Below are 23,863 nucleotides of genomic sequence, written 5' to 3' on the forward strand. Positions count from 1 at the left end.
GTGGGCCCGGCCAGGGCCTACCGGACGCGCTCACCCTTCCGCCACACGGCGTGCGTCAACGGCACGCCGGGGCGGTAGGCCAGGTGGGTCGCGCTGGGCGCGTCGAGCACGTGGACGTCCGCCCGCGCACCCACCGCCAGGTGCCCGAGGTCGGCGCGGTCCAGCGCCAGCGCGCCCGCCCGGGTGGCCGCGTGGACCGCCTCCTCGACCGTCATCCGCATCTGCAACACGGCCGTGGTCACGCAGTACGCCATGGACGTCGTGTACGAGCTGCCCGGGTTGCAGTTGCTCGCCAGCGCCACGGTCGCGCCCGCGTCCAGCAGTTCCCGGGCCGGCGGCAGGGACTGGCGGGTGGACAGGTCGCACGCCGGCAACAGGGTCGCGATGGTGTTCGAACCCGCCAGCGCCTCGATGTCCGAAGTGGACAGGTAAGTGCAGTGGTCGACGCTCGCCGCGCCCAGCTCCACCGCCAGCCGCACGCCCGGACCCTCGCCGAGCTGGTTGCCGTGCACCCGCAGGCCCAGCCCGCGAGCGGCGGCGGCTTTCAGGACCGTTCGCGACTGGTCCTCGTCGAACGCCCCCCGCTCGCAGAACACGTCCGCCCACCGCACAAAAGGCGCGACCGCGTCCAACATCTCCCCGGCGACCAGGGCCACGTAGGAGTCCGCGTCCGCCCCCGGCGGCACCAGGTGCGCGCCCAGGAACGTCACCTCGTCCGCGTGCTCCCCCGCGATGCGCGCCGACCGGACCTCGTCCTCGACGGTCAGGCCGTACCCGGTCTTGGTCTCCACGTACGTGGTGCCCTGCGCGACCGCCTCGGCCACGTGCCGCGCGATCACCGCCGCCAGCTCGTCGTCCGAGGCCGCCCGGGTGGCGTTCACCGTCGTCGCGATGCCGCCCGCCGTGTAGGGCTTCCCGGCCATCCGCGCCTCGAACTCGGCGGTCCGGTCGCCCGCGAACACCAGGTGCGTGTGGCTGTCCACCCAGCCGGGCAGCACGGCACGCCCCTCGACGTCCACGCGGGTGTCGGCGGCCGGGGGATTCGCGGCGGAACCCACCCACGCGACCTCGCCGCCCGCCAGGACCAGCGCGGCGTCGGTCAGCCGCCCCAGGTCCGGGTCGTTGGTGGTCAGCTCGCCGATGTTGGTGATCAGGGTGCTCACAGCGCCTCCGTCAACAGCCTGCCCACGTCACCGAGGGTCTCGTGGACCCCGTTCCGGGCCACGACCCGGCCACCGGACACCACCACCGACACGTCGGAGGCGGTGGCGGCCAGCACGACCTGCTCGTCCGCGCACCCGGCCGTGCGGACCGAGTCCATCCGCACCGCCACCAGGTCCGCCGGCAGCCCGACCTCGATGCGACCGGCGGCCCAGCCGAGTGCGGCGTGGTTGGTCAGCGCCGCCACCAGTTCGGCGGGCGCGAACCGGCCGCGCTGCCCGGTGCGCAGGCGTTCGCCGTGCTCCAGGCCGCGCGCCTCCAGCAGCGGGTCCACCACCGCGTGCTGGTCGCTGCCCAGCGACAGCGGGCTGCCCGCGTCCGCCAGCTCGCGGGCCGGGCCGATGCCGTCGGCCAGGTCCGCTTCCGTGGTGGGGCAGAAACACGCGCCCGCACCGGCGCTTCCGAGCGCCGAGATGTCCGAAGTGGACAGATGGGTGGCGTGGACGGCGGTCAACCGGGGTGACAGCGCGCCCGCCTCGGCCAGCAGTTCGGTCGGGGTCAGGCCGTAGGCGTCCAGGCACGCCTGGTTCTCCGCAGGTTGCTCCGACAGGTGGACGTGCAGCGGCCGTTCGGGGAACGCGCCCGCTACCAGCGACAACGTTTCACGTGGCACAGCGCGCACCGAGTGGATGGCCGCGCCGATCCTCGTGTTGTCGTCCTCGCGCAGGTCGGACACCCTGGCGGCCCACTTCTCGCCGGTGCCGTCGGAGAACCGCTCCTGCACGCCGCTCACCGGCTGCCCGATGCCACCGGCCAGGTAGCAAGCGTCCAACAGGGTGATCCGGAGGCCGGCGTCCAGCGCGGCCTGCCGCAGCGCCTCGCCCATCTCGTTGCCGCCGTCGTGCAGGTAGTGGAACTCCCCCACCGCCGTCACGCCGGCCACCGCCATCTCGGCGTACACGGCCCGCGCGAGCCGCAGGTACGAGTCGGGCGTCAGCGACGACGCCAGCTCGTACATGCGGTCGCGCCACGTCCAGAACGTGCCGCCGTCGCCGTGCGTCCGACCGCGCAGGCCGCGGTGGAAAGCGTGCGAGTGGGCGTTGGCGAAACCCGGGAACACCATGCCGTACAGGCGTTCGCAGCCCAGCGGAATCGTGTCCACAGTGGACACGGATACGATCCTCCCCCGGTCCGCCCGGACCAGAACTCGGGACGCGACGCCGTCCGGCAGCCACGCCCGCTCGCACCAGAAGCTCTTCATCCGGCCAGGTGCTCCAGGGTCGAGGCGAGCGCGACCACGCCGGCCGCGCAGTCGTCGGGTTCCGCGTGCTCGGCCGGCGCGTGGCTCACGCCGGTCGGGTTGCGCACGAACAGCATCGCGGTCGGGACGTGCCCGGCGAGGATGCCCGCGTCGTGGCCCGCGCCGGTCGGCAGCGCCGGGACCCCGCCCAGCACGCCGGAGATCTCGTCCCGCAGCGCGCTGTCGAAGTGCACGGTGTCGCCGTAGGACTCCTCGGTGACCCGGACCTCGCAGCCCTCCTCGACCGACGCCGCGTAGGCCGCCTTGCTGATGGCCTCCACGACCTCGCGCGTGCGGGCGTCGTCGCCGGCGCGGGCGTCCAACCACACGTCCACCGAAGACGCGATCACGTTGGTGCCGCCGGGGTTCGGCACGATCCGGCCGACGGTCGCCCGCGCGCCACCGGTCGCCGCCCGCCGCGCCGCCAGGACGAGTTGGGAGGCGGGCAGCATCGGGTCGCGCCGGTCCTCGATGAGCGTCGCCCCGGCGTGGTTGCCCTCGCCGGTGAAGGTGAACCGCCACCGCCCGTGCGCCAGGATCGAGGACGCGAGCCCGACCGGCACGTCCAGTCCGCGTCCCTGCTCGACGTGCAGCTCCACGAACTGCCCGATGCTGCGCAGCGCCTGGTCGTCCCGCCCCATCCGCAACGGGTCGAACCCGGCCTTGTGCGCGGCCTCGCCGAAGCTCACGCCGTCCGGGTCGGTCAGCTTGCACGCCGCCTCCGGCGAGATCGCCCCGGTCATCAGCCGCGACCCGAGGCAGGCGACGCCGAAGCGCCCGCCCTCCTCCTCCACGAACACGACCAAAGCAATTGACTTCACCGGACTAAAATTTTTAGCGCGGAGAAGGTCTATGGCTTGCAGGGCCGAGACCACGCCCAACGGGCCGTCGAACGCGCCGCCGCCGGGCACGGAGTCCAGGTGGCTGCCGGTCACGACCGCGCCCGGCCCCGGCTTGCCCCACCACGCCCACAGGTTGCCGTTGCGGTCGGGCTGGACGTCCAGCCCGCGCCGCGTGGCCTCCTCGGTGAACCACTGCCGCAGCTCGATCTCGGCGCGGTCGAAGCCGTGCCGCGAGTAGCCGCCGCGCCGCGCGTCCCGGCCGACCGACGCGATGTCCGCGAGGTCAGTCATTGTGCGCCATCGGGATGTGCACGCCCTTGTCCGCGGCGACCGCCGCGGCCTCGGGGTAGCCCGCGTCCACGTGCCGGATTACGCCCATGCCGGGGTCGTTGGTCAGCACCCGCTCGATCTTCCGCGCCGCCAGCTCGGTCCCGTCCGCCACGGTCACCTGGCCGGCGTGGATGGACCGGCCGATGCCGACGCCGCCGCCGTGGTGGATGGACACCCAGGTCGCGCCGGAGGCGGTGTTGACCAGGGCGTTGAGCAGCGGCCAGTCCGCGATGGCGTCGGAGCCGTCGGCCATCGCCTCGGTCTCCCGGTAGGGCGAGGCCACCGACCCGCAGTCGAGGTGGTCGCGGCCGATCACGATCGGCGCGGACAGCTCGCCCGAGGCCACCATCTCGTTGAACTTCAGGCCCGCGAGGTGCCGCTCGCCGTAGCCCAGCCAGCAGATCCGCGCGGGCAGGCCCTGGAACTCGACCCGCTCGCCGGCCATCTTGATCCACCGCGCGAGCTGCTCGTCCTCCGGGAACAGCTCCAGGATCGCCCGGTCGGTCTTGGCGATGTCGGCCGGGTCGCCGGACAGCGCGGCCCACCGGAACGGGCCCTTGCCCTCGCAGAACAGCGGCCGGATGTAGGCGGGGACGAAGCCGGGGAAGTCGAACGCCCGCTCGTAGCCGCCGAGCTTGGCCTCGCCGCGGATCGAGTTGCCGTAGTCGAACACCTCCGCGCCGCGGTCCTGGAAGCCGACCATCGCCTCGACGTGCTCGGCCATGGACTCGCGGGACCGGTCGGTGAACTCGTCCGGCTTCTTCTCGGCGTAGTCGTGCCAGTCCTCGACCGCCACGCCCTTGGGCAGGTAGGCCAGCGGGTCGTGCGCGGAGGTCTGGTCGGTGACGACGTCCACCGGCACCTCGCGGCGCAGCAGTTCGGGCAGCACCTCGGCGGCGTTGCCGATCAGGCCCACGGACAGCGCGCGGCCCTCGGCCTTCGCCTTGAGGCAGCGGGCGATCGCGTCGTCGATGTCGTCGGCGATCTCGTCCAGGTAGCGGGTCTCGACGCGGCGCTCGGCGCGGTGCCGGTCGACCTCGACGCACAGCGCGACACCCTCGTTCATGGTGACGGCCAGCGGCTGCGCGCCGCCCATGCCGCCCAGGCCCGCGGTGACGGTCAGCGTGCCCTTCAACGTGCCGCCGAACCGCTTGCGCGCCACGGCCGCGAACGTCTCGTAGGTGCCCTGGAGGATGCCCTGGGTGCCGATGTAGATCCACGAGCCGGCCGTCATCTGGCCGTACATGGTCAGGCCCTCGGCCTCCAGGCGGCGGAACTCGGGCCAGTTCGCCCAGTCCGGCACCAGGTTCGAGTTGGCGATGAGCACGCGCGGCGCCCACTCGTGGGTCCGCATGACGCCGACGGGACGGCCGGACTGCACCAGCAGCGTCTCGTCCTCCTTGAGCGACGCCAGCTCCCGACTGATGGCGTGGAAGCTCGGCCAGTCGCGGGCGGCCTTGCCGGTGCCGCCGTAGACCACCAGGTCCTCGGGGCGCTCGGCCACGGCCGGGTCGAGGTTGTTGTGGAACATCCGCAGCGCGGCCTCGGTCTGCCAGTTGCGGGCGGTCAGCTGCGTGCCACGGTCGGCTTGCACCATCAGAGGGCTCCACTTCGGATCAGGTCTTCGGCGGCGGCGATCTCGGGGGCCAGGTGGCGGTCCGGGCCGGGACCCGGCACGAGTTCGCGGAGCTTGGCCACGGCCGCGGCGGTCGCCGGCGCCGGCTTGAGGGGTGCGCGCAGGTCCAGCGCGCGGGCGGCGGTCAGCAGTTCGATCGCCAGCACGGTCCGCAGCCCGTCCACGGCCTTGCGCAGCTTGCGCGCGGCGGACCAGCCCATGGAGACGTGGTCCTCCTGCATCGCGCTGCTCGGGATCGAGTCGACGGACGCGGGCACCGCCAGGCGCTTGAGCTCGGACACGATCGCGGCCTGCGTGTACTGGGCGATCATGTGGCCCGAGTCGACGCCCGGGTCGTCGGCCAGGAACGGCGGCAGGCCGTGCGAGCGGTTGACGTCGAGCATCCGGTCGGTGCGGCGCTCGGCGATGCTCGCCACGTCCGCGACCGGGATGGCCAGGAAGTCCAGCACGTACGCGACGGGCGCGCCGTGGAAGTTGCCGTTGGACTCGACCCGGCCGTCCGGCAGCACCACGGGGTTGTCCACGGACGAGGCCAGTTCGCGGTCGGCCACGGTCTCGGCGTAGGCCACGGTGTCCCGGGCCGCGCCGTGCACCTGGGGCGAGCAGCGCAGCGAGTAGGCGTCCTGGACTCGGGTGCAGTCCGGGCCGCGGTGCGACTCCATGATCTCGGAGCCGGCGAGCAGCTCGGCCATGCGCCGGGCGCTGCGGCCCTGGCCGGGGTGCGGGCGCAGGGCGTGCAGGTCGGCGGCGAACACGCGGTCGGTGCCGAGCAGGGCCTCGACGCTCATGGCGGCGGTCAGGTCGGCCACGTCGAGCAGGTGGTGCAGGTCCTTGATCGCGAGCACCAGCATGCCGAGCATGCCGTCGGTGCCGTTGATCAGCGCCAACCCTTCCTTCTCGGCCAGCTTCACCGGCGTGATCCCCGCCGCGCGCAGCGCCTCCCCGGCCGTGACGAGTTCGCCCGACGCGTCCCGCACGTACCCCTCACCCGTCAGGGCGAGGGCGGCGGCGGACAGCGGGGCCAGGTCGCCCGAGCAGCCCAGCGAGCCGAACTCGTGGACCACCGGCGTGATGCCCGCGTTGAGCATGGCGGCCATCGCCTCGGCGGTCTCCAGCCGGACGCCGGTGTGGCCGCTCGCGAGGGTCTTCAGCCGGAGCAGGACGAGCGCGCGGACGACCTCGCGCTCCACCTCCGGCCCGGCGCCCGCGGCGTGCGAGCGGACCAGGGACTGCTGGAGGGCCGCGCGGCGGTCTGGCGGGATGTGCCGCACCGCCAGCGCGCCGAACCCCGTCGAGACGCCGTAGGTGGGCTTTTCGGCCGTCGCCAGGCGCTCGATGTGCGCACGGGCGGTGGTGACCGCCTCGCGGGCCGCGTCCGTGAGCGCCACGGGCGCGTCGCCGCGGGCGACGGCGTGGACGTCCTCGCGGGTCAGGGGCTTCGGACCCAGGTGCACCGGTTGCTGCATGTGCACCATCACAACGCGACGGCCCGCTCCGCACGAGCCGGAGCGGGCCGATCGTGTCTGGTATCCCAGACGGGTGGGTCAGCGGCCGATCCAGGACATGTCCGGGTTCAGCTCGTAGCGCACCGTCTCCAGGACGGCGGCCAACTCCTCGGCAGGCACGTGGACGTCCTTGAGCGTGGAGATGCCCAGCAGCCGGTCGGGCGCCAGGGTCACGGTCAGCGAGCTGTACCGGCCGTCCTCGTACACCGCCGGGTGGCCCATGACGGTGAGCTGGGTCGTCGTGGTCACCTCCCACAGCGGGGGCGTCTTCGCGGTGGCCAGCCCGACGCTGTATTTCTGCTCGCCCCGTTCGACCACACCGCCGACCGACCAGTCACCCGAGTCCCGCACGAGGCAGCCCCAAATGGTGAGGCCTTCGGCGCGAACCGGCGGTGTGAACGTCGTCGGGTCCGGCCGGACGGACTCGGCGAACCGGCGCAGCGCGGCGGGCACGTCGGGCACACCCTTGATCTGGACGCTCAGCAGCTTCCCGCCGAGCCGCCAGTGGAGGGTGTCCTCGGTGAGCGAGGCGGGCGCCCCGTGCACCGGGTCGGTCGCCGTGCCGGGTAGTTCGCCGTCGGCCTGCACGTCGAACGTGACCGACTTGCCGGTCAACCCGCTGTTCTCGCCCCACAGCCGCTGGACGCCGTAGGCGCCGAAGTTGCGCTGCCGCTCGGTCACCCCTTCCGGCACCCAGGACACGGAGTACCCCAGCGAGGCGGTGTCGCCGACGGGCGCCGGGGACGTGGTCGTCATGACCGGCTTGTCGTTGGTCGGCACCTCGGACGAGGCCGCGCCCGGTGAGGCTTGGTCCAGCGCGGGGCGCGGGATGGCGGTGACGGCGACGGCCACCGCCGTGGCGGTCGCGGCCGTGGCCAGCGCCAGGAACAGGGGTTTGCGGCTGCGCCGCGGTCGGTGCAGCGCGGCGAGCACGCCACCGGGCGGCGGGGTGCGTTCGGCCTGGCGCAGCAGTGCGTCGCGGATCAGGCTCTCGGTGTCGGTCACAGTGCCTCCTTCACCCGGTCGATCGCGCGCAGGGTCGCCAGCGCGCGGGAGATGTGGCTGCGGACGGTGGTCTGGGAGCAGCCGAGGGTGGTCGCGATCTCGCGGTCGTCGTAGCCCTCGTAGTAGCGCAGCACCACCGCCGCGCGCTGCTTGCGCGGCAGCTTGGCGATGGCGTGCAGCATCGCGTCGCGCACGTCGTAGTGGTCGGTGGGGTCGGCCGTGCCGGGATCGACCTCGGTCAGCGGCACGTGCGGTTTGAGGCGGCGGCGCCACGAGAGGTACTCGTTGGTGACCATCCGCTTCAGGTACGCCGCCGGCGCGTCGAGCCCGCCAATGCGCGCCCACCGCTGTTGCGCCCGGAGCAGGCACTCCTGCACCACGTCCTGGGCGAGGTGCGGGTCGCCGGTCAGCACGGTGGCGTAGCGCAGCAACGGGGTGACCTGGCCGGCCGCGAAGTCCTCGAAGCTGGTCGTCATACCCCTCCAATGCGCGCCGCCGCCGGTTTGTTGAGAATGGGTTCGTGGGTGCGAGCAGCGACGTGCCGGCGCTGCGCCGGGGACTGGCCGTCCTGCGCCTGCTGGCCAGCCGACCGGGCCCGCTGTCGGCGGCGGCGGTGGCCCGCGAACTGGCCCTGCCCCGGTCCACGACCTACCACCTGCTGGCGGAGCTGGCCGAGGCCGGTTTCGCCACGCACTTCCCGGAGGAGCGACGCTACGGCCTGGGCGTGGCGGCGTTCGAGCTGGGCTCGGCCTACCTGCGCCACGACCCGTTGGAACGGCTGGCACGGCCGTTGCTGCGCCGCCTGGTGGACTCGGTGAGCCGGACGGCGCACCTGGGCGTGCTGCACGGCGCGGAGGCCCTGTACCTGCTGCGCGAGCAGCCCAGGCAGCCGTCCACGATCGTCTCGGATGTCGGTGTCCGCCTACCGTCCCACCTGACCGCGTCGGGCAGGGCGATGCTGGCGCACCTCCCGGACGCCCAGGTCCGAGCCCTGTTCCCGGGCGTCGCGTCGTTCGTGGACCGAACCGGCCGAGGCCCGAGGAACCTCCCGGCCCTCCGCCGCCTCCTGACCGCCGAACGCCGGCGGGGTTGGGCGGTGGAGGACGGTTACGTGACAGCGGGCTTCGCATCGGTGGCAGCCCCGGTCTTCGACCACGGCGAACGCCCGATCGCCGCGATCACGGTGACCTTCAGGCACGTGTGTGACGCGGAGTGCGGCGAGACCTGGCCCGAACTGGCCGACGAGGTCCGCCAAACAGCCGACGCCCTGACCGAACGCATCGGCGGCCACCGAACCTGACCACGCCACACCCTCCCCACACAGCCAGCCACCCCCACCCCAGGCGCGCAGCGCCTGCCTTTCGGGGCGCGCAGCGCTTGCCCTTGGGGGCGCGCAGCGCCCCCGCTTTTGGGCTTTTCCCTTTTCCTCCCCGGCGGCCTGCCCGCCGGCGAGGCTCTTTCATCTTTTTCAAGCAAACGCGCTGACGCGCTCTCAAGAGCCTCGCCGGCGGGCAGACCACCGATGGGGGGAGAGGCGTCGTGTTCCCCACCGCATGGCCTGGCGGAGCCAACCACAGATTTCCCCGGGTGCCGCTAAAACTTTTGCTCGTTCCTCGCAAAACTTTCGGCGTCACCCGGGGAAATCTGTGGTAGCCCTTCGGGCAGGCCATACGGTGGGGAACACGAGGCCCCTCCTATAGCTCACAGTCCACCGCGCTGCGCGCGGTGAAGAACCGCGCTGCGCGCGGTAAAGCCGCGAGGTCGCGGTGGAGAGCCGCGTTGCGCGGCGAAAAGACGAAGGGCCGCCGGGCGGGTGCCCGACGGCCCTTCGTGCCGTGCGTCCTAGAGCTGGACAGTCTTCAAGAACTCCGCCGCCACGTTCGCGATGGTCTGCTTGTCGATGTCCACCTTCTTGACCAGCTCGGCCAGGTTCTCCGTGGTCAGCGCCTTGGAGACCTTGTTCAGCGCCTCCTTGCCCTTGGCGTCCACGGCGTCCGAGCGCAGCAGCGGCACGATGTTCTGCGCCGGGTACATGCTCTTCGGGTCGTCCAGCTCCACGAAGTCGTTGGCCTTGATGTCGGCCGACGTCGTGTAGAGGTTCGCCACCTGGGCCGTGCCGTTCTTCAGGGCGTCCACCGTCACCGGGCCGCCGGCGTCGGTGGTCTTGATCTCCTTGAACGTCACGCCGTACAGGTCCTTGATCTTGGTCTGCCAGCGCTGCGCCCACTCGCCGGCCGCGCCCAGGACGTACTTGCCCTCGCCCAGGTCCGCGATCGACTTCACGCCCGACGCGGCGGTCTCCTTGGTGACCACCAGGACGTCCTTGTCCTCCGCCGCCGACTTCTCCAGGACCTCCAGGCCCGACGGCGCGGCCGACTTCAGGGCCGTGTAGACCTCGTCCGACGCGGTCTTCGTGTTCGTCTTGTCGAAGTAGTTGAGCAGGTTGCCGGTGTACTCCGGCACCACGCCCAGCGACTTGTCCTGCAACGCCTTCACGACCAGTTCGCGGGCGCCGATGCCGGACTTCACCGTGACCTTCGCGCCGGTGGACTTCAGCGCCCCCGCGTAGATCTCGGCCAGGATCTTGTTCTCGGTGAAGTCGGCCGAGCCGACCACGACCTCACCCGCCGCGGACGGCTGGTTCGCCCCGCTCAGGTCGTCCTTCGACCCGCACGCGGAAACGGCGAACGCCGCCGCGACGATGACGGCCAACGTGCGCTTCATGCCGTGCTTCCTCCCACTTCGACCTGCCGGGTGCGGCGCCCCGGCTGTGCGGCCAGCCGCAAACCCCTGGGTATGACCAGTCTTCCCGCGAGCGCGAGGAGCACGTCCAGCAGCACGGCGAGCAGCGCGATGAGCACCGCCCCGCCGACGAACTGCCCGTAGTCCAGGACCCGCAGACCGTCCAGCAGCGGACGGCCCAACGTCTCGATGCCCACGTACGCCGCGACCGACGCCGTGGCGACGACCTGCAACGTCGCGTTGCGCAGCCCGCCCACCAGCAACGGCAGCGCGTTGGGCAGCTCCACCCGCCACAGCCGCTGCGCGCCGGTCATGCCCATGCCGCGCGCGGCGTCCACGACACCGCGGTCCACGTCCTGGATGCCCGCGTAGGTGCCGGCCAGGATGGGCGGCACGGCCAGCACGACCAACCCGATCAGCACGCCCACCTGCCCGCCGCCGGCGACCAGGTACAGGAACGTCACCAGGCCCAGCGTGGGCAGCGCGCGCAGCGCGTTGGAGCCGCCGACCAGCAGCAGCCCGCCGCGCCCGCTGTGCCCGACGAACAACCCGAGCGGCACGGCGATCGCGCTCGCCCCCAGGACCGCGGCCAGGCAGTACAGCAGGTGCACGCCGACCCGCACCGGGATCGACTTGGACCCGGTCCAGTTCACCGGGTCGAACAGCCACGCGAACGCGTCGACGAAGATCATGCGCGCCCCGCCCTCGCCCAGGGCGTCAACGCGTCGCGCAGCGCCACCAGCAGCAGGTCCACCACGAGTGCGAGCGCCAGGGTCAGCACGATGCCGACGACGATCGGCGCGAGGTAGCGCTGGCGGAACCCGTCGGTGAACAGGGTGCCCAGGCCGCCGGTGCCGATCAGGGCGCCGACGCTGACCAGGCTGATGTTGCTGACCGACCCGACCCGCACGCCGGCCGCGAGCACCGGCACCGACAGCGGCAGCTCGACGGTCAGGAACCGCCGCCACGGCCGGAAGCCCATCGCGGTGGCGGCGGCCGTCACGTGCGCGGGCACGGCGTCGAGCGCGTCCACCACGGGCCGCACCAGCAACGCCGTCGTGTAGACGGTCAGCGCGATGACGACGTTGAGCGGGTCCAGCACCTGGGTGCCGATCACCGCCGGGATGATGGCGAACAGCGCCAGCGACGGGATCGTGTAGACCACGTTGGACAGTCCGACCAGGAACCCGTTGACCCGCCGGTACCGGTGGCACACCAGCCCGAGCACCACGGCCAGCACGACCGCGAACACCAGCGGCAGCAACGACAGCACCACGTGGTCGAGCAGCATCGACAGCAGCGCGGCGCGGGTGCCCGCGTCGCCGAGGTAGTCGACCAGCTCACCCACGGCGGCTCTCGATCACGTCGAGGACCTGCCGGGCGGTCACCACTCCCGCGTACCGGCCGTGCTCGTCCACCGCCACACCCAGCCCCGACGGGGAGGACAGCGCGGCGTCCAGCGCCCCCCGGATCGGCGCGCCCAGCGCGTACAGCGACCCGCCGGGCACGACGGAGCCGTCCGGCGCGGCCCAGCCCTGCGGGCGGCCGTCGGCGTCCACCACGAGCTGCCACTCGCCGGCGGCGGCCGGTTCGGACACCGTCTTCGCCGTCCCGACCGCCACGCCGGAGGCGTCCACAAAGGACAGGCTGCGGTAGCCGCGGTCCTTGCCCACGAAGGAGGCCACGAAGTCGTCGGCCGGGCGGGCGAGCAGCTCGGCGGGCGGCGCGTACTGGGCGAGGACGCCGCCCTCGCGGAACACCGCCACCTTCTCGCCGATGCGCACGGCCTCGTCGATGTCGTGCGTCACGAACACGATCGTCTTGTCCAGTTCGGCCTGCAACCGCAGCAGCTCGTCCTGCAACCCCTCGCGCACCACGGGGTCCACGGCGCTGAACGGCTCGTCCATCAGCAGCACGGGCGGGTCCGCGGCCAGCGCCCGCGCCACGCCGACGCGCTGTTGCTGGCCGCCGGAGAGCTGCACGGGGTAGCGCTTGCCCAGTTCGGCGGGCAGACCGACGAGTTCGAGCAGTTCGGCGGCGCGCGAGCGGGCCTTGGTCTTGGACCAGCCCGACAGCAGCGGCACGGTGGCCACGTTGTCCAGGACGGTGCGGTGCGGGAACAGGCCGGCCTGCTGGATGACGTACCCGATGCCGCGCCGCAGCGTGGGCGGGTCCACCGACAGCACGTCCCGCCCGTCCACCAGCACGGTGCCGGAGGTGGGGTCGATCATGCGGTTGACCATGCGCAGCGAGGTGGTCTTGCCGCAGCCGGACGGGCCGACGAACACCGTGATCGTGCCCGCCTCGACCACGAGGGAAAGGCCGTTCACCGCGATCGTCCCGTCGTCGAACCGCTTGGTCACGTCGCGGAACTCGATCACCCCGGTGTCCTCCCCGTGGCAGCCGGTCGGCGGGCCGACCCTCGGCCGCCGGAGAACAAACCCTAGCCCGTTCGACGGACCGCGGCACGGCGTTTCAACATCCGGTCAGTAGGCTGCACCGGTTGTGGCAACCGAACTGGTCCGTGCTCTGCTCGACGCCCGTGGCGTGCATTCCCGCAAGCTGCGGCGCGTGCTGACCCTGCTGGGTGACGACTGGCACACCCTCGCCGACTTGGTTCGGGTGCCCGCAGTGCCCCGCCGGACCGTGCAGGAGCTGTTGAAGGCCCTGGACGCGGACCTGGAGACCAACGGCGACCGGTTCCGCATCACGCCGTCGCGGGTGGCGCAGTACGCGGACCTGATGGCCGGCGCCGACCCGGGCGACCCGGTGGACGCGCTGGTGTCCCGCAACACCGCGCACCTGCGGTCCCTGCTCGCCGACATCGCCGACGTGCCGCCGCCGCTGTCCGCGCTGGACCACGTGCAGGCGACCGCGGAGACGGCGCTGAAGCGGGCGCTGTGGCTGGACGCGCAGTACGACCTGGCCGGCCGGTCCCTGGTGTGCCTGGGCGACCACGACCTGACCTCGCTCGCGGTGACCGCGGTCAACCCGGACGTCGAGGTGACCGTGGTGGACGTGGACGACCGGTTGCTGGAGTACGTCGAGGCGCGGTCGGGTGGTCGCGTGCGGACGTTGCACGCGGACTTCCGGTTCGGGCTGCCGCCGGCCGTGCTGGAGTCGGCGGACCTGGTGTTCAGCGACCCGCCGTACACGCCGGAGGGCATGGCGCTGTTCGCCGGGCGGGCGGTGGAGTGCCTGGCCGACCCGGGTTCCGGGCGGGTGCTGCTGGCCTACGGGTTCAGCGACCGGACGCCGGTGCTGGGGTTGAAGGTGCAGCAGGAGTTGCAGAAGCTCGGGTTGGTGTTCGAGGCGATCCTGCCCGCGTTCCACCGGTTCGACGGGGCGCAGGCCATCGGCAGCGCGGCGGACCTGTACGTGTGCCGCCCGACCGCGCGGCGCTCGGTGTCGCCGGGCCGGGTCGGCATCTACACGCACGGGCCGCAGTCGGTGGAGGCGTCCGGGCCGAGCGCGGAGGCGTTGGCGGCGCTGGTGGACCTCGCCCCGCGCCCCGAGTCGTCCCCGCCGCCCCGTCCTCGGCAGCCCGGTTGGGCCGAGCCGGTCGGCAAGGGCGCGGCGTCGCTGGCCGTGGACCTGACCGGGGACCCCGGGCCGTGGCTGCTGCGGACGCTGCTGGCGTGCTCACCGGGCCGGATGGCCGCGCTGGTGGCCAACAACCACCCCAACGTCTCGTCGGCGGCGGGGCAGGCGGAGCTGACGTCGTTGGTGGACAACAGGTTCGCGCTGCGGTTCCTGCGGTCCACTCCGGACGGCAAGCACTGCGTGGTGGTCGCCGACCAGGTCCTGGCGGGCACGCTGGACAACGGCGGGCTGGCCGTGCGGGAGGTGCTGATGCGCGCGCACGGCAAGCTGGGCAACGTGTGGCGCGAGGCGCTGACGACCGTGCTGCGGATCACCAAGCGCGAGGCGAGGGACCGCATCGCCGACCACCCGGACCTGGACAACCGCCTGATCGACCTCCCCCGCCACCGCATCGCGGCCCTGCTCCCCCTGATCCGCGCGTCCGCCGCCGACTGACCTCCGGTTCGCGTCCCGCACGCGGGCAACTGGTCTCGCAGCGGGGCGCGCGGCGCGGTGGATCACGCGAAACACCCTCGATCACGGCGTGCCGGCGGTAGCTTTTCGGGGCGGAAGTGGAGGGCGGCACATGAACCCGAACCAAGGCTGGCCACAGCAGCCACACCCCGGCGCACCCCAGCAGTACCAGGGCCAACCGCCCCTGGGCGGCGCGTACCCCCAGCAGTACCCCGGCCAGCCCGCCGCCGGCCCGATCCCCGGCCCGATCCCCGGCCAGTACGCGGGTCAGCCGGGCATGCCGGGCATGCCGCCGCAGTACCCGGGCTCGCCGCGCAAGGCCGGCGCCGCCGCGGCCGTCGTGGCCGGCCTGCTCTTCCTGCCGATCGTGATCTACACCTTCGTCGCGGCCATCCTGTCCTGGGAGGGCAGGCCGCCGTCGATCCACATCGGCGCGTCGGTGCTGGGCGCGGCCGTCTCCGGGCACATCACCCGCAACATCGACTTCGCGATCACCATCTCCATGATCATCGCGTCGCTGGTCCTGGTGCTCGCGCTGGTGCAGGTGTTCCGCGTGCCGGGCGTGCGCTGGGGCCTGGTCGCCCTGGGCGCGGTGTGCACGGTCTACTACACCTACGCGACCATCCGCATCCTGTCGCACGGCGGGGGCGAGTTCGTGATCATGCCGCTGGTCTGCGTGCTGCTGTGGCTGGTCCCGACGATCGTCGCGGCCCTCCCGGCGGTGGGCCGGGCGAGCCGCCGCACCGGTCCACCCCGACCCGGCCTGGCCCCGCCGCCGGCCCGGTGGGGCTGAGCGCCGGCCGGGGTCAGCCGGCCCGCGGGATGTGCAGCGGACCCAGTGCCAGCACGGCGCGGAACTCCTTGGGCGGCACCGGGCGGGAGAACAGCCAACCCTGGTAGGCGTCCACGCCGACGCCGCGCAGCACGTGGAACTGGGTCGCGGTCTCCACGCCCTCGGCCACGCACTTGCGCCCCATCGCCCGCGCCATGTCCACGACCGCCCGCGCCACGGCGAAGTCCGACGAGTCGTTGCCCACGCCGGACACGAACCGCCGGTCCACCTTGATGATCTGCGCGGGCAGGTCCTTCAGGCGCGCCAACGACGAGTAGCCGGTGCCGAAGTCGTCCACCGCGAACCGGATGCCGCGCCCGACCAGCTCGTCCATCGACTGCCGCACCCGCGAGGGCAGGTCCACCAGCGCGGTCTCGACCAGCTCCAGCACGACCCGGTCCCACGGGATGCCGGCCTCGGCGATCGCGTTGGCCACGATGTCGACGAACTCCGGGTCGCCGGGCACCAGGCCGGCCAGGTTCACCGCCACCGACACCGGCTGGTCGCCGGGCGTCGGCCAGGTCGCGGCCTCCTTCAACGCCGTGCGCAGCACCCACCGGTCCAGCTCGCGCAGCAGGTCGCCCTGCTCGGCCACGGGCAGGAAGATGTCCGGCGGCAACAGCCCGCGGTCCGGGTGCGGCCACCGCACGAGCGCCTCCGCGGTCTGCACCGACCCGTCCACGCCCACCACGGGCTGGAAGTGCAGCGCCAACCCGTCGTGCGCCAACGCGTCCCGCAGCTGGCCCTCCAGGTGCACCTGCCGGTCCGCGGAGGCGATCAGCGCCGCCGACGCCAACGACACCCGACCCGCGCCGGACCGCTTCGCCTCGAACATCGCCGCGTCGGCGAACCGCAGCAGGTCGTTGCCCGTGGCGCGGGAGCCGTTCGGGACGGCCGCGCCTATGGACGCCGACACCCGCACCAGCTGGCCGTGCACCGGAACGGCCGTGCGCAGCAGGCCCGCGACCTTGGTGGCCAACGCGTCCACGCCGCCGACCCTGTCGATGTTCTCGCAGATGATCACGTATTCGTCGCCGGACAGCCGGGCCGCCGTGCAGCCCTCCGGCAGGCCGCCCTCCAGCCGCCGCGCCAGCGCCACCAGCAGCTCGTCGCCCGCGTCGTGGCCCAGGGAGTCGTTGACCCGCTTGAAGTTGTCGATGTCGCAGAACAGCACCGCGACCCGGGACCGGTCCTCCGAGTCGAGCAGGGTCGTCAGCATCTCCTTGACCAGCGCCCGGTTCGGCAGGCCGGTCAGCTCGTCGTGGGTGGCCTGGTGGCGCAGCGCCTCGGCGGTGCGGCGGCGCTCGGTGATGTCCTGGAAGACGGTGAGCCAGAACCGGCGGCCGTCGTCCTGCACGGACAGCGCGATGTGCAGCTCGCAGTAGACGCGCTCGCCGTCGGGGCGGACCAGGATGCGCTGCGGGATCTTGTGCACCCGGTCCGCGCCCATCGCGGTCATCCGGTTCACCGAGTGCAGGCGCGCTTCCTTGTCGTCGGGGTGGGTCAGCTGGTCGGCGGTCATGCCGCGCAGGTGCTCCAGGTCCATCCCGAGCAGGTCGCACAGGGCGTCGTTGGCGTCCACCAGCCGCTCGGCCTCGTCGAACAGGCCGATGCCGACCGGCGTGAGCTGCACCAGGTCGGCGAAGCGCTGGCTGGAGCGCTTCATGCGGGTCTCGGCGGCGCGCTGCTCGGTGATGTCCTGGGCGGTGCCCACGGCCAGCGGGCGGCCGTCGGGGCCCTTCACCACCACGCCGTGGCTGCGGAACACGCGGACCTTGCCGTCGCGCCGCACGATCCGGTGCTCGCACTGCACCGGCACCTCGTCGGTCGCGAGCTGCTGCCACAGCTCGTCCACCCAGCCGCGGTCGTCGGGGTGCACCAGGTCGAGGTAGGTCTGGTAGCGGGTGTGCTCGTCGCGCGGCACGCCGAACAGGTCGGCCAGCATGTCCGACCACACGACGTCGCCGGTCTGCAGGTTCCACTCCCACACGCCCAGCTGGGCGGCGCGCTGCGCGTCGGCGAGGCGGCGGCGGTCGTCGCGCAGCTGCCGTTCCAGCGCGCGGGCCTCGGTGACGTCCTGGATGGTGCCGTGCACCCGCACGATCCGGCCGGACTCGAACTCCGCCCGCGCGCGGCAGATGTAGACGCGGTCTCCGAACTCGCTGCGCACCTCGGCCTCGAACGGCGTCTCGTCCTTGGCGTGCAGCAGCTCGCGGCGCAGCGACTCCAGCTCGGCCCGGTCCTCGGGGTGCACCCCGCACAGCAGGTCGTCGTCGGGCGCGATGCCCAGGTCCGCGTACATCTCCAGCAGCACCTCGCTGCGGTGCACGGCCTTGGTCGGCATCTCGTAGCTCCAGCTGCCGATGCGCGCGATGCGCTGCGCCTCCAGCAGCCGGGCGCGCTCGGTCTCCAGGGCGCGGTCGGCGCGCAGCTGGGCGGTGATGTCGCGGATGTAGCCGGTGATGAACTGGGTGCGGCCGTCGGCCCGGAGCTTGGCCTCGGCCACGCCTCTGATCCAGCGCAGGTCGCCGCCCGGCCGGACGACCCGGTAGACGATGTCGATCGGGTTGCCGTCCAGCTCGCGGTTGGCCCAGTAGCCCGCGACCATGTCGTAGTCGTCGGGGTGCACGACGTCGAGCACGGCCTGCGCGCCCGGCGTGACCTCGCCCGGCTTGAGCCCGAGCATCTCGTAGTGCGACTCGGACCAGACGGTGACGCCGGTGGTCGGGTCGTACTCCCACGACCCGATCTGGGCGACCCGCTGGACGGTGCGCAGCCGCCGCTGCTCGTCGCGCAGCTCGTCGGCGGCCTTGGCCAGGTCGGAGACGTCCACCAGCAGCACGGCGTGCAGGCCGGTGCCGGGCACGGCGCTGCGCACCACGCGGACCGGCAGCAGACCGCCGTCGGCCTGGCTCAGCCGCAGGTCGGGCGCGTCGCCGACGAGCAGCTCGCCCAGCGACCGGCCGACCAGCTCGTCCGGGGAACCCGCTTTCGCCAGCAGCGCGACGGCGTCGTTGGCGCGCATGACGACGCCCTTGGGATCGACCAGGAGCGAGGGACCCTCGGCCAGCGGGATGCCGTCGAGCGCGAGCGGCGGCGCAGGGCGCGCAGGATCGAGCACCACCGGAGCGCGTCCAACCCGCTTGGGCACGGTCCCACCTTCCCGTGACTACGGCAGGGATGAACCGGCCCGGACCGCACCCGAATACGGCGTCCCCCTCCACGGGCAATATTCACCCGAGGAGAGGGACGGTATCGCTTCGGAGCGTCATCGCCCACCCCTCTTCGGGCTAACGAAACAACTCCAAGGTGGTTTCGCTGGTCCGTTGAGCCGAACGGGCGGATGCGGCCGGAGGTCTCCCAACTCCGACTGGGGGTCAGGCTACTCCGTCCTGCCGAGCTGCCAAGGCCACGGCCGCCGCGACTTCGGGTCCGACCCGCGGGTCCAGCGCGCTGGGCACGATCCGGTCCACCGCGAGGTCGTCCGCCGCGACCGCCGCGATGGCGTCGGCGGCGGCCAGCTTCATGCCCTCGGTGATCCGCTTCGCGCCCGCGTCCAAGGCGCCCCGGAAGATGCCGGGGAACGCGAGGACGTTGTTGATCTGGTTGGGGAAGTCGCTGCGCCCGGTGGCGACGACGGCCGCGTGCCGCCCGGCGACGTCCGGGTGGACCTCCGGGTCGGGGTTGGACAGCGCGAACACGATCGAGTCGCCGGACATGCTCGCGATCAGCTCCTCCTCGACCTTGGAGGAGGAGACGCCGACGAACACGTCCGCGCCGCGCAGCGCCTCCGCGATGCCGCCGCGCAGGCCGGAGCCGTTGGTGACCGCGGCCAGCTCCTCCTTGACCGGGTTGAGGCCGTCGCGACCGGTGTGCACGATGCCGCGCGAGTCGACCACGGTGACCTCGCCGATGCCGGCGGCCAGCAGGATCTTCGCGCAGGCCACGCCCGCCGCGCCGGCCCCGGAGATGACGACCCGCTGGTTCTTGACGTCCTTGTCGAGCACGGCGTTCGCGCCGCGCAGGGCGGCGAGCACCACGACGGCGGTGCCGTGCTGGTCGTCGTGCATGACCGGGATGTCCAGGGCCTCGATCAGCCGCTTCTCCAGCTCGAAACAGCGCGGGGCGGCGACGTCCTCCAGGTTGACCGCGCCGAACGACGGGCGCAGCCGGACCAGCGTCTCCACGATCTCGTCCACGTCCGTGGTGTCCAGCACCAGGGGGATCGAGTCGAGGCCGCCGAAGGTCTTGAACAGCGCCGCCTTGCCCTCCATGACCGGCAGCGACGCGCTCGCGCCGATGTCGCCCAGGCCGAGGACGGCGGTGCCGTCGCTGACCACGGCGACCAGGCGGTGCGCCCACGTGTACTTGGCGGCCAGCGAGGCGTCGTCGGCGATCGCGCGGCTGACCCGGGCCACGCCGGGCGTGTAGGCGATGGACAGGGCGCGCGGGTCGGCCAGCGAGGCGGTCGCGCCGATCTCCAGCTTGCCGCCCTCGTGGGCCCGGAAGATCTCTTCGTCGGTCAGGTGCGAAGTCAGCGTCTGCTCGTTCTGGGGCAGGTCGTTCAATGCGGTCACGGGAGTCCCTCCTGCGGTGCGCGAGTTGCTTCGGCGCACCGGGACCGGCGTTGTCACGCGGATCTTCGGGGCCTGTCTGCGGGCCGGGCCGCGCGGTCTGCGCGGCCGCCCTGAGCGTGCGGTGCGGGCAACTATGACAGCGCCGGCCGATCGTGTCTGCGGCGGGGATCACAGTTTTTCCGCAGGTCAGAGGGCATATAGAAGAACGTACGTCCGGTTTTCTGCACCGACCGGTCGGTTTTCCCAGGCAGGATCGGTCAAGACCTCCGATCTCCTAGGGTGGTCGCCATGCAGGCACGCGAGCTCAAAATTCCAGGCGTTTTCGAGTTCACCCCATCGGTGTTCCCGGACGACCGCGGGCTGTTCGTCGCCCCGTTCCAGGAGACGGCCTTCGTGGCGGCGGTCGGCCACCCGCTGCGGGTCGCGCAGACCAACCACAGCGAGTCCAGGCGCGGGGTGGTCCGCGGCGTGCACTACGCCGACGTGCCGCCCGGCCAGGCCAAGTACGTGCACTGCCCGCGCGGGCGGCTGCTGGACGTGGTCGTGGACATCCGGGTGGGGTCGCCGACGTTCGGGCAGTGGGACGCGGTCGAGCTGTCGCCGGAGCGCTTCAACTCGCTGTACCTGCCGGAAGGCCTGGGGCACGCGCTGATGGCGCTGGAGGACGGGACGATCACGTCGTACCTGTGCACCGAGGGCTACAACCCGCGCGCCGAACGCGCCCTGCACCCGTTGTCGCTGGACCTGCCGTGGCCGGCCGGGCTGGAGCCGATCCTGTCCCCCAAGGACGCCGCCGCGCCTTCGTTGGACGAGGCCCTTTCTTCCGGCTTGCTGCCTTCGTACGACGAATGCACCGCTTGGTACGCGAAGCTGCGCTCTTGACGCGCCCTTCCACGCAGTCGGCGCTGGTCTGAGCGCGGTCGGCGCCGGGTCTCAGCGCAGTCGGCGGGGGCGTGGCCAGAGCCGGAACCGGATCACCCCGAGCACCTCGGCCGCGCCCAGCGTGCGCGAGTCCGTAGACGCGAACGGGTTGTCCCCCTCGACGTGCCAGCCGTCCCCGTCGGGCCGGACCGCGCGCTTGACCGACAGCTGGCCGGGCCGGGCCGGCCACCTGACCAGCACAAGATCGTTCGGCCGGGGCGGTCTTGATGTTTCGAGGGTCACCACGTCACCCGTCCTGAGGGTGGGGACCATCGAGGGTCCGGTCACCCGCACCAGCGGCAACGGCCTGGGCCGCGCGCGTGCCAACGATCACCTCCACCTGCCCTGGCCGAGGCCCCGGAGTAGGGTTCGGCACGTCGGAGCATCCACTGTCAGGGAGGAACAATGCGACTGCTGTCGCGCATTCTCCGCCGCCCGCTACTGGAGGCCACCGCGCACTGCGACCTCCCGTGCGGTGTCTACGACCCGGCGCAGGCCCGGATCGAGGCGGAGTCGATCAAGGCGGTCCAGGAGAAGTACCAGGCCAACGAGGACCCCGAGTTCCGCGAGCGCGCGATCCTGATCAAGGAGCAGCGCAGCGAGCTGGTCAAGCACCACCTGTGGGTGCTGTGGACCGACTACTTCAAGCCGCCGCACTTCGAGAAGTACCCGGAGCTGCACGACCTGTTCAACCGCGCCACGAAGGCCGCGGGCGCCGCCGGCACCAAGGGTTCAATGGACCCGGCGAAGGGCCAGGAGCTGCTCGACCTGATCGCCCAGATCGACAAGATCTTCTGGGAGACGAAGGCTGCGGCCTGACGACCAGGCCAAACGCGGCGCTGACCAGCGGAGACTTCTCCGCCTGGTCAGCGTCGTCTTTCGTCCTCGGTCACCGATGAGCGTCCTCTCACGGCCCCGGGACGGCCCACATCGGTCCACATCAGACGGTTTGTGCATCGCAGCTCGGAACGACGAATCCGAAATATTCGTGTTCGTCGTGCCTTGTCGATATCGATTGGCGACCGTTCCAGGGCGTCGGCTGGAACGGGTCCCGGGGCGGGTCCGATAGTGGCGGTATGGCGTCTCGTCAGGTGATGTTCAACGTGGTGGCGGTCGGGCTGCTCGCCGCCGCTGTCGGTTTGGTGACGAACTTCGCCTCGGAGCATGTGCCGGAGTGGTTCAAGGATGCGGGACGGGCGTGGCTGAGCCTTGCCGTGCTGGTTCTGCTCGGTACCGTGATCCAACTCGCGTTCGCCCACCGGCGCTCCGAGCCGCCGACGTTGCAGCCGGTGCGGCCCCGGTTCCCCGCCACCCCGTCGGCGTTGCGGCCACCGACCTCCACGGCTCCGAGGCTGCGGGGTCGAGAGCGTGAACTGACGGCGATCGTTTCGTTCATGACCGCGCCGCGAGACCGTTTCGTCGTGGTCTGTGGGCCCGGCGGCATGGGCAAGACCACGCTGGCCGGTCAGGTGGCCGACGACGCGCGGCGGCAGGGTCTGGCGGTGTTCTGGATCCGGTGGCGCGGTGACGACCCGTCCGACGGCCAGAGCGGTGAGGAGCTGCTGGCCGCGCAGATGGTGCAGGTGGCGACCACGTTGGGTCTGCCGGAGGGCGAGGTCGGTGCGGCCCAGCAGTCCGGCGCGAGCCTGGTTGACCTGGTGTGGGGGCACCTGGAACGCACACCCGGCTGGGTATTGGTGATTGACAACGTAGACCGGACCGACCGCCTGGGCCTGGACGGCCCCGTCAGCGAACATCGCGGTTGGATCCGGCCAGGCGGCGCCGGGCTGCTGCTGGTGACCAGCCGGGACCGCTCGCCCGACACCTGGGGCCACGGTGCGGAACTGGTCCGCCTGGAACCACTGCCACCCGCCGAAGGCGCCCGGATCCTGCTCGACCTGGCGCCGGACGGCGGCGACCGCGAGGACGCGGAACGGTTGTCGACCCGGTTGGGAGGTCTACCGTTGGCACTGCACGCGGCCGGAACAGCGGTGGCCCAGCCGACCGCGCGCCTGCGCCGGTTCCACACCTACCTGGAGGCGCTGGACGACAGTACGTCGCAGGTGCTGATGTCGGCCGACGTCACCGACCCCGCCACGGCCCGAACGCTGGTCGGACACACGTGGGAGCTGTCCCTGGACCAACTCTCCGCCGAAGGCATCCCCCTGGCGAGGCCGCTGCTACGTGCATTGGCACTGTTGGCCGACGCCCCGATCCCGCGTCCCCTGATCACCCCGGGCCTCATCCCCGACACCGATGCGGGCGCCGCGGCCATCGACACGGCATTGGCAGGGTTGGAACGCTACGGTCTGGTCGACACGCCACCGCCGGACGGCAACTCCGAGATCGGCTCGGTCGTCCTGCACCCCCTCGTCCGGGAAGCCAACACCACACTCCTGGCCCACCAGGACAACCCCACCAGGTGGCAGGAGACGATCGAAACCCATCTCATCGCCTCCGCCGCATCCTGGACGGCACAGGGCCGAGCTGCATGGCCCGCCACCCGGCTCCTGTCCCAGCACATGCTCAGGCTCACCAGTGCTCAGGATGACGACGAATTCACCCGACTACGGGACAGCATCGACACTGTCGCGGCCGAGTTGGAGCGGGCGGGCATCCACGTGGCAGCGTCGGTGTTGCGGAGACATGTGCTCGACGCCGAGTCACGTCGACTGGGCCCCGACCACCCCGACACCCTCGGAAGCCAAAGCAACCTCGCCCTCGTGCTGTACAGGCTCGGCCGCTACGACGAAGCCGAACAACTACACCGCACCACCCTCGACACCCGCACCAAAACCCTGGGCCCCGACCACCCCGCCACCCTCATCAGCCAAAACAACCTCGCCCTCGTGCTGGACAGGCTCGGCCACTACGACGAAGCCGAACAACTACACCGCACCACCCTCGACACCCGCACCAAAACCCTGGGCCCCGACCACCCCGACACGCTCACCAG

General features: G+C 72.1%; 20 protein-coding genes. 6 read left to right on the forward strand and 14 right to left on the reverse strand.

The annotated features are described in order from the left end of the window. Positions 1–17: 17 nt before the first annotated feature. From hutI to ABD126_RS22245, 7 genes are all read right to left on the reverse strand, one after another. Positions 18–1,163, reverse strand: a complete 1,146-nt coding sequence (gene hutI, locus ABD126_RS22215; protein WP_343935798.1) for an imidazolonepropionase — start codon at positions 1,161–1,163, stop codon at positions 18–20. Next, positions 1,160–2,422 carry a formimidoylglutamate deiminase gene (locus ABD126_RS22220; RefSeq protein ID WP_343935799.1) on the reverse strand — a complete coding sequence of 421 codons (1,263 nt, stop codon included), beginning with the start codon at positions 2,420–2,422 and terminating at the stop codon, positions 1,160–1,162. The genes hutI and ABD126_RS22220 overlap by 4 nt, the downstream gene beginning before the upstream one ends. Then, a complete protein-coding gene (locus tag ABD126_RS22225; RefSeq protein WP_343935800.1) occupies positions 2,419–3,594 on the reverse strand; it encodes an allantoate amidohydrolase in 1,176 nt (391 codons plus the stop codon). The genes ABD126_RS22220 and ABD126_RS22225 overlap by 4 nt, the downstream gene beginning before the upstream one ends. Continuing rightward, entirely contained in the window at positions 3,587–5,230 is a 1,644-nt protein-coding gene (gene hutU / locus ABD126_RS22230) for a urocanate hydratase (protein WP_343935801.1), read from the reverse strand. The genes ABD126_RS22225 and hutU overlap by 8 nt, the downstream gene beginning before the upstream one ends. Next, positions 5,230–6,735: a histidine ammonia-lyase gene (gene hutH / locus ABD126_RS22235; protein ID WP_343935802.1), complete on the reverse strand. Its 1,506-nt coding sequence runs from the start codon at positions 6,733–6,735 to the stop codon at positions 5,230–5,232. Before hutH ends, hutU begins: the two co-directional genes overlap by 1 nt. A 78-nt stretch (positions 6,736–6,813) precedes the next feature. Then, on the reverse strand, positions 6,814–7,779 hold the full coding sequence (locus ABD126_RS22240; RefSeq protein ID WP_343935803.1) for a hypothetical protein: 966 nt from the start codon (positions 7,777–7,779) through the stop codon (positions 6,814–6,816). Further along, on the reverse strand, positions 7,776–8,255 hold the full coding sequence (locus ABD126_RS22245) for a SigE family RNA polymerase sigma factor (RefSeq protein WP_343935804.1): 480 nt from the start codon (positions 8,253–8,255) through the stop codon (positions 7,776–7,778). The genes ABD126_RS22240 and ABD126_RS22245 overlap by 4 nt, the downstream gene beginning before the upstream one ends. Before the next feature lie 44 nt (positions 8,256–8,299). On the opposite strand from ABD126_RS22245, the gene ABD126_RS22250 reads away from it, so the two are divergent. Then, on the forward strand, positions 8,300–9,079 hold the full coding sequence (locus ABD126_RS22250) for an IclR family transcriptional regulator (RefSeq protein ID WP_343935805.1): 780 nt from the start codon (positions 8,300–8,302) through the stop codon (positions 9,077–9,079). A gap of 542 nt (positions 9,080–9,621) precedes the next feature. Here the strand turns inward: ABD126_RS22250 and ABD126_RS22255 are convergent. From ABD126_RS22255 to ABD126_RS22270, 4 genes are read right to left on the reverse strand one after another with little or no spacing between them, the layout of a single operon-like run. Continuing rightward, complete coding sequence (locus tag ABD126_RS22255) at positions 9,622–10,503, reverse strand: ABC transporter substrate-binding protein (RefSeq protein ID WP_343935806.1); 882 nt, start codon at positions 10,501–10,503, stop codon at positions 9,622–9,624. Next, complete coding sequence (locus ABD126_RS22260) at positions 10,500–11,213, reverse strand: ABC transporter permease (protein ID WP_343935807.1); 714 nt, start codon at positions 11,211–11,213, stop codon at positions 10,500–10,502. The genes ABD126_RS22255 and ABD126_RS22260 overlap by 4 nt, the downstream gene beginning before the upstream one ends. Further along, positions 11,210–11,812: an ABC transporter permease gene (locus tag ABD126_RS22265; RefSeq protein WP_343935943.1), complete on the reverse strand. Its 603-nt coding sequence runs from the start codon at positions 11,810–11,812 to the stop codon at positions 11,210–11,212. The genes ABD126_RS22260 and ABD126_RS22265 overlap by 4 nt, the downstream gene beginning before the upstream one ends. A gap of 49 nt (positions 11,813–11,861) precedes the next feature. Further along, positions 11,862–12,902, reverse strand: a complete 1,041-nt coding sequence (locus tag ABD126_RS22270; protein ID WP_343935808.1) for an ABC transporter ATP-binding protein — start codon at positions 12,900–12,902, stop codon at positions 11,862–11,864. 124 nt (positions 12,903–13,026) lie between these two features. Here ABD126_RS22270 and ABD126_RS22275 point away from each other — a divergent pair, with 124 nt between their 5' ends. Together ABD126_RS22275 and ABD126_RS22280 are read left to right on the forward strand one after the other, a co-directional pair. Continuing rightward, the gene (locus tag ABD126_RS22275) at positions 13,027–14,559 is read left to right on the forward strand and encodes a bis-aminopropyl spermidine synthase family protein (protein WP_343935810.1); all 1,533 of its coding nucleotides are present in this window, start codon (positions 13,027–13,029) and stop codon (positions 14,557–14,559) included. 130 nt (positions 14,560–14,689) lie between these two features. After that, entirely contained in the window at positions 14,690–15,370 is a 681-nt protein-coding gene (locus tag ABD126_RS22280) for a hypothetical protein (protein ID WP_343935811.1), read from the forward strand. A gap of 13 nt (positions 15,371–15,383) precedes the next feature. Here the strand turns inward: ABD126_RS22280 and ABD126_RS22285 are convergent, their stop codons facing one another. Further along, on the reverse strand, positions 15,384–18,560 hold the full coding sequence (locus tag ABD126_RS22285) for a bifunctional diguanylate cyclase/phosphodiesterase (RefSeq protein WP_343935812.1): 3,177 nt from the start codon (positions 18,558–18,560) through the stop codon (positions 15,384–15,386). A gap of 226 nt (positions 18,561–18,786) precedes the next feature. Next, the gene (locus ABD126_RS22290) at positions 18,787–19,986 is read right to left on the reverse strand and encodes an NAD(P)-dependent malic enzyme (RefSeq protein WP_343935813.1); all 1,200 of its coding nucleotides are present in this window, start codon (positions 19,984–19,986) and stop codon (positions 18,787–18,789) included. A 288-nt stretch (positions 19,987–20,274) separates the two neighbouring features. On the opposite strand from ABD126_RS22290, the gene ABD126_RS22295 reads away from it, so the two are divergent. Beyond that, positions 20,275–20,868, forward strand: coding sequence for a dTDP-4-dehydrorhamnose 3,5-epimerase family protein (locus ABD126_RS22295; RefSeq protein ID WP_343935814.1), 594 nt, complete (start codon positions 20,275–20,277; stop codon positions 20,866–20,868). A 51-nt stretch (positions 20,869–20,919) separates the two neighbouring features. Here ABD126_RS22295 and ABD126_RS22300 read toward each other — a convergent pair whose 3' ends face one another. After that, positions 20,920–21,234, reverse strand: coding sequence for a S24/S26 family peptidase (locus ABD126_RS22300; protein ID WP_343935815.1), 315 nt, complete (start codon positions 21,232–21,234; stop codon positions 20,920–20,922). Positions 21,235–21,312: 78 nt separating this feature from the next. Between ABD126_RS22300 and sodN the strand changes: the two genes are divergently transcribed. Both sodN and ABD126_RS22310 read left to right on the forward strand, forming a co-directional pair. Further along, entirely contained in the window at positions 21,313–21,726 is a 414-nt protein-coding gene (gene sodN / locus ABD126_RS22305; protein WP_121225524.1) for a superoxide dismutase, Ni, read from the forward strand. 275 nt (positions 21,727–22,001) lie between these two features. Then, positions 22,002–23,863 (forward strand): tetratricopeptide repeat protein (locus ABD126_RS22310; RefSeq protein ID WP_343935816.1); only part of this gene is annotated, 1,862 nt, incomplete at its 3' end.

Origin of the sequence: Saccharothrix mutabilis subsp. mutabilis (assembly GCF_039521145.1) — a bacterium.
Classification (GTDB): Bacteria; Actinomycetota; Actinomycetes; order Mycobacteriales; family Pseudonocardiaceae; genus Actinosynnema; species Actinosynnema mutabilis.

Coding starts and splice junctions, on each gene's coding strand:
- ABD126_RS22245 (WP_343935804.1), bottom strand. CDS start 8,255: ATGACGACCAGCTTCGAGGACTTCGCGGCCGGCCAGGTCACCCCGTTG.
- hutH (WP_343935802.1), bottom strand. CDS start 6,735: ATGCAGCAACCGGTGCACCTGGGTCCGAAGCCCCTGACCCGCGAGGAC.
- sodN (WP_121225524.1), top strand. CDS start 21,313: ATGCGACTGCTGTCGCGCATTCTCCGCCGCCCGCTACTGGAGGCCACC.
- ABD126_RS22260 (WP_343935807.1), bottom strand. CDS start 11,213: ATGATCTTCGTCGACGCGTTCGCGTGGCTGTTCGACCCGGTGAACTGG.
- ABD126_RS22280 (WP_343935811.1), top strand. CDS start 14,690: ATGAACCCGAACCAAGGCTGGCCACAGCAGCCACACCCCGGCGCACCC.
- ABD126_RS22225 (WP_343935800.1), bottom strand. CDS start 3,594: ATGACTGACCTCGCGGACATCGCGTCGGTCGGCCGGGACGCGCGGCGC.
- hutU (WP_343935801.1), bottom strand. CDS start 5,230: ATGGTGCAAGCCGACCGTGGCACGCAGCTGACCGCCCGCAACTGGCAG.
- ABD126_RS22255 (WP_343935806.1), bottom strand. CDS start 10,503: ATGAAGCGCACGTTGGCCGTCATCGTCGCGGCGGCGTTCGCCGTTTCC.
- ABD126_RS22295 (WP_343935814.1), top strand. CDS start 20,275: ATGCAGGCACGCGAGCTCAAAATTCCAGGCGTTTTCGAGTTCACCCCA.
- ABD126_RS22265 (WP_343935943.1), bottom strand. CDS start 11,812: ATGCTGCTCGACCACGTGGTGCTGTCGTTGCTGCCGCTGGTGTTCGCG.
- ABD126_RS22220 (WP_343935799.1), bottom strand. CDS start 2,422: ATGAAGAGCTTCTGGTGCGAGCGGGCGTGGCTGCCGGACGGCGTCGCG.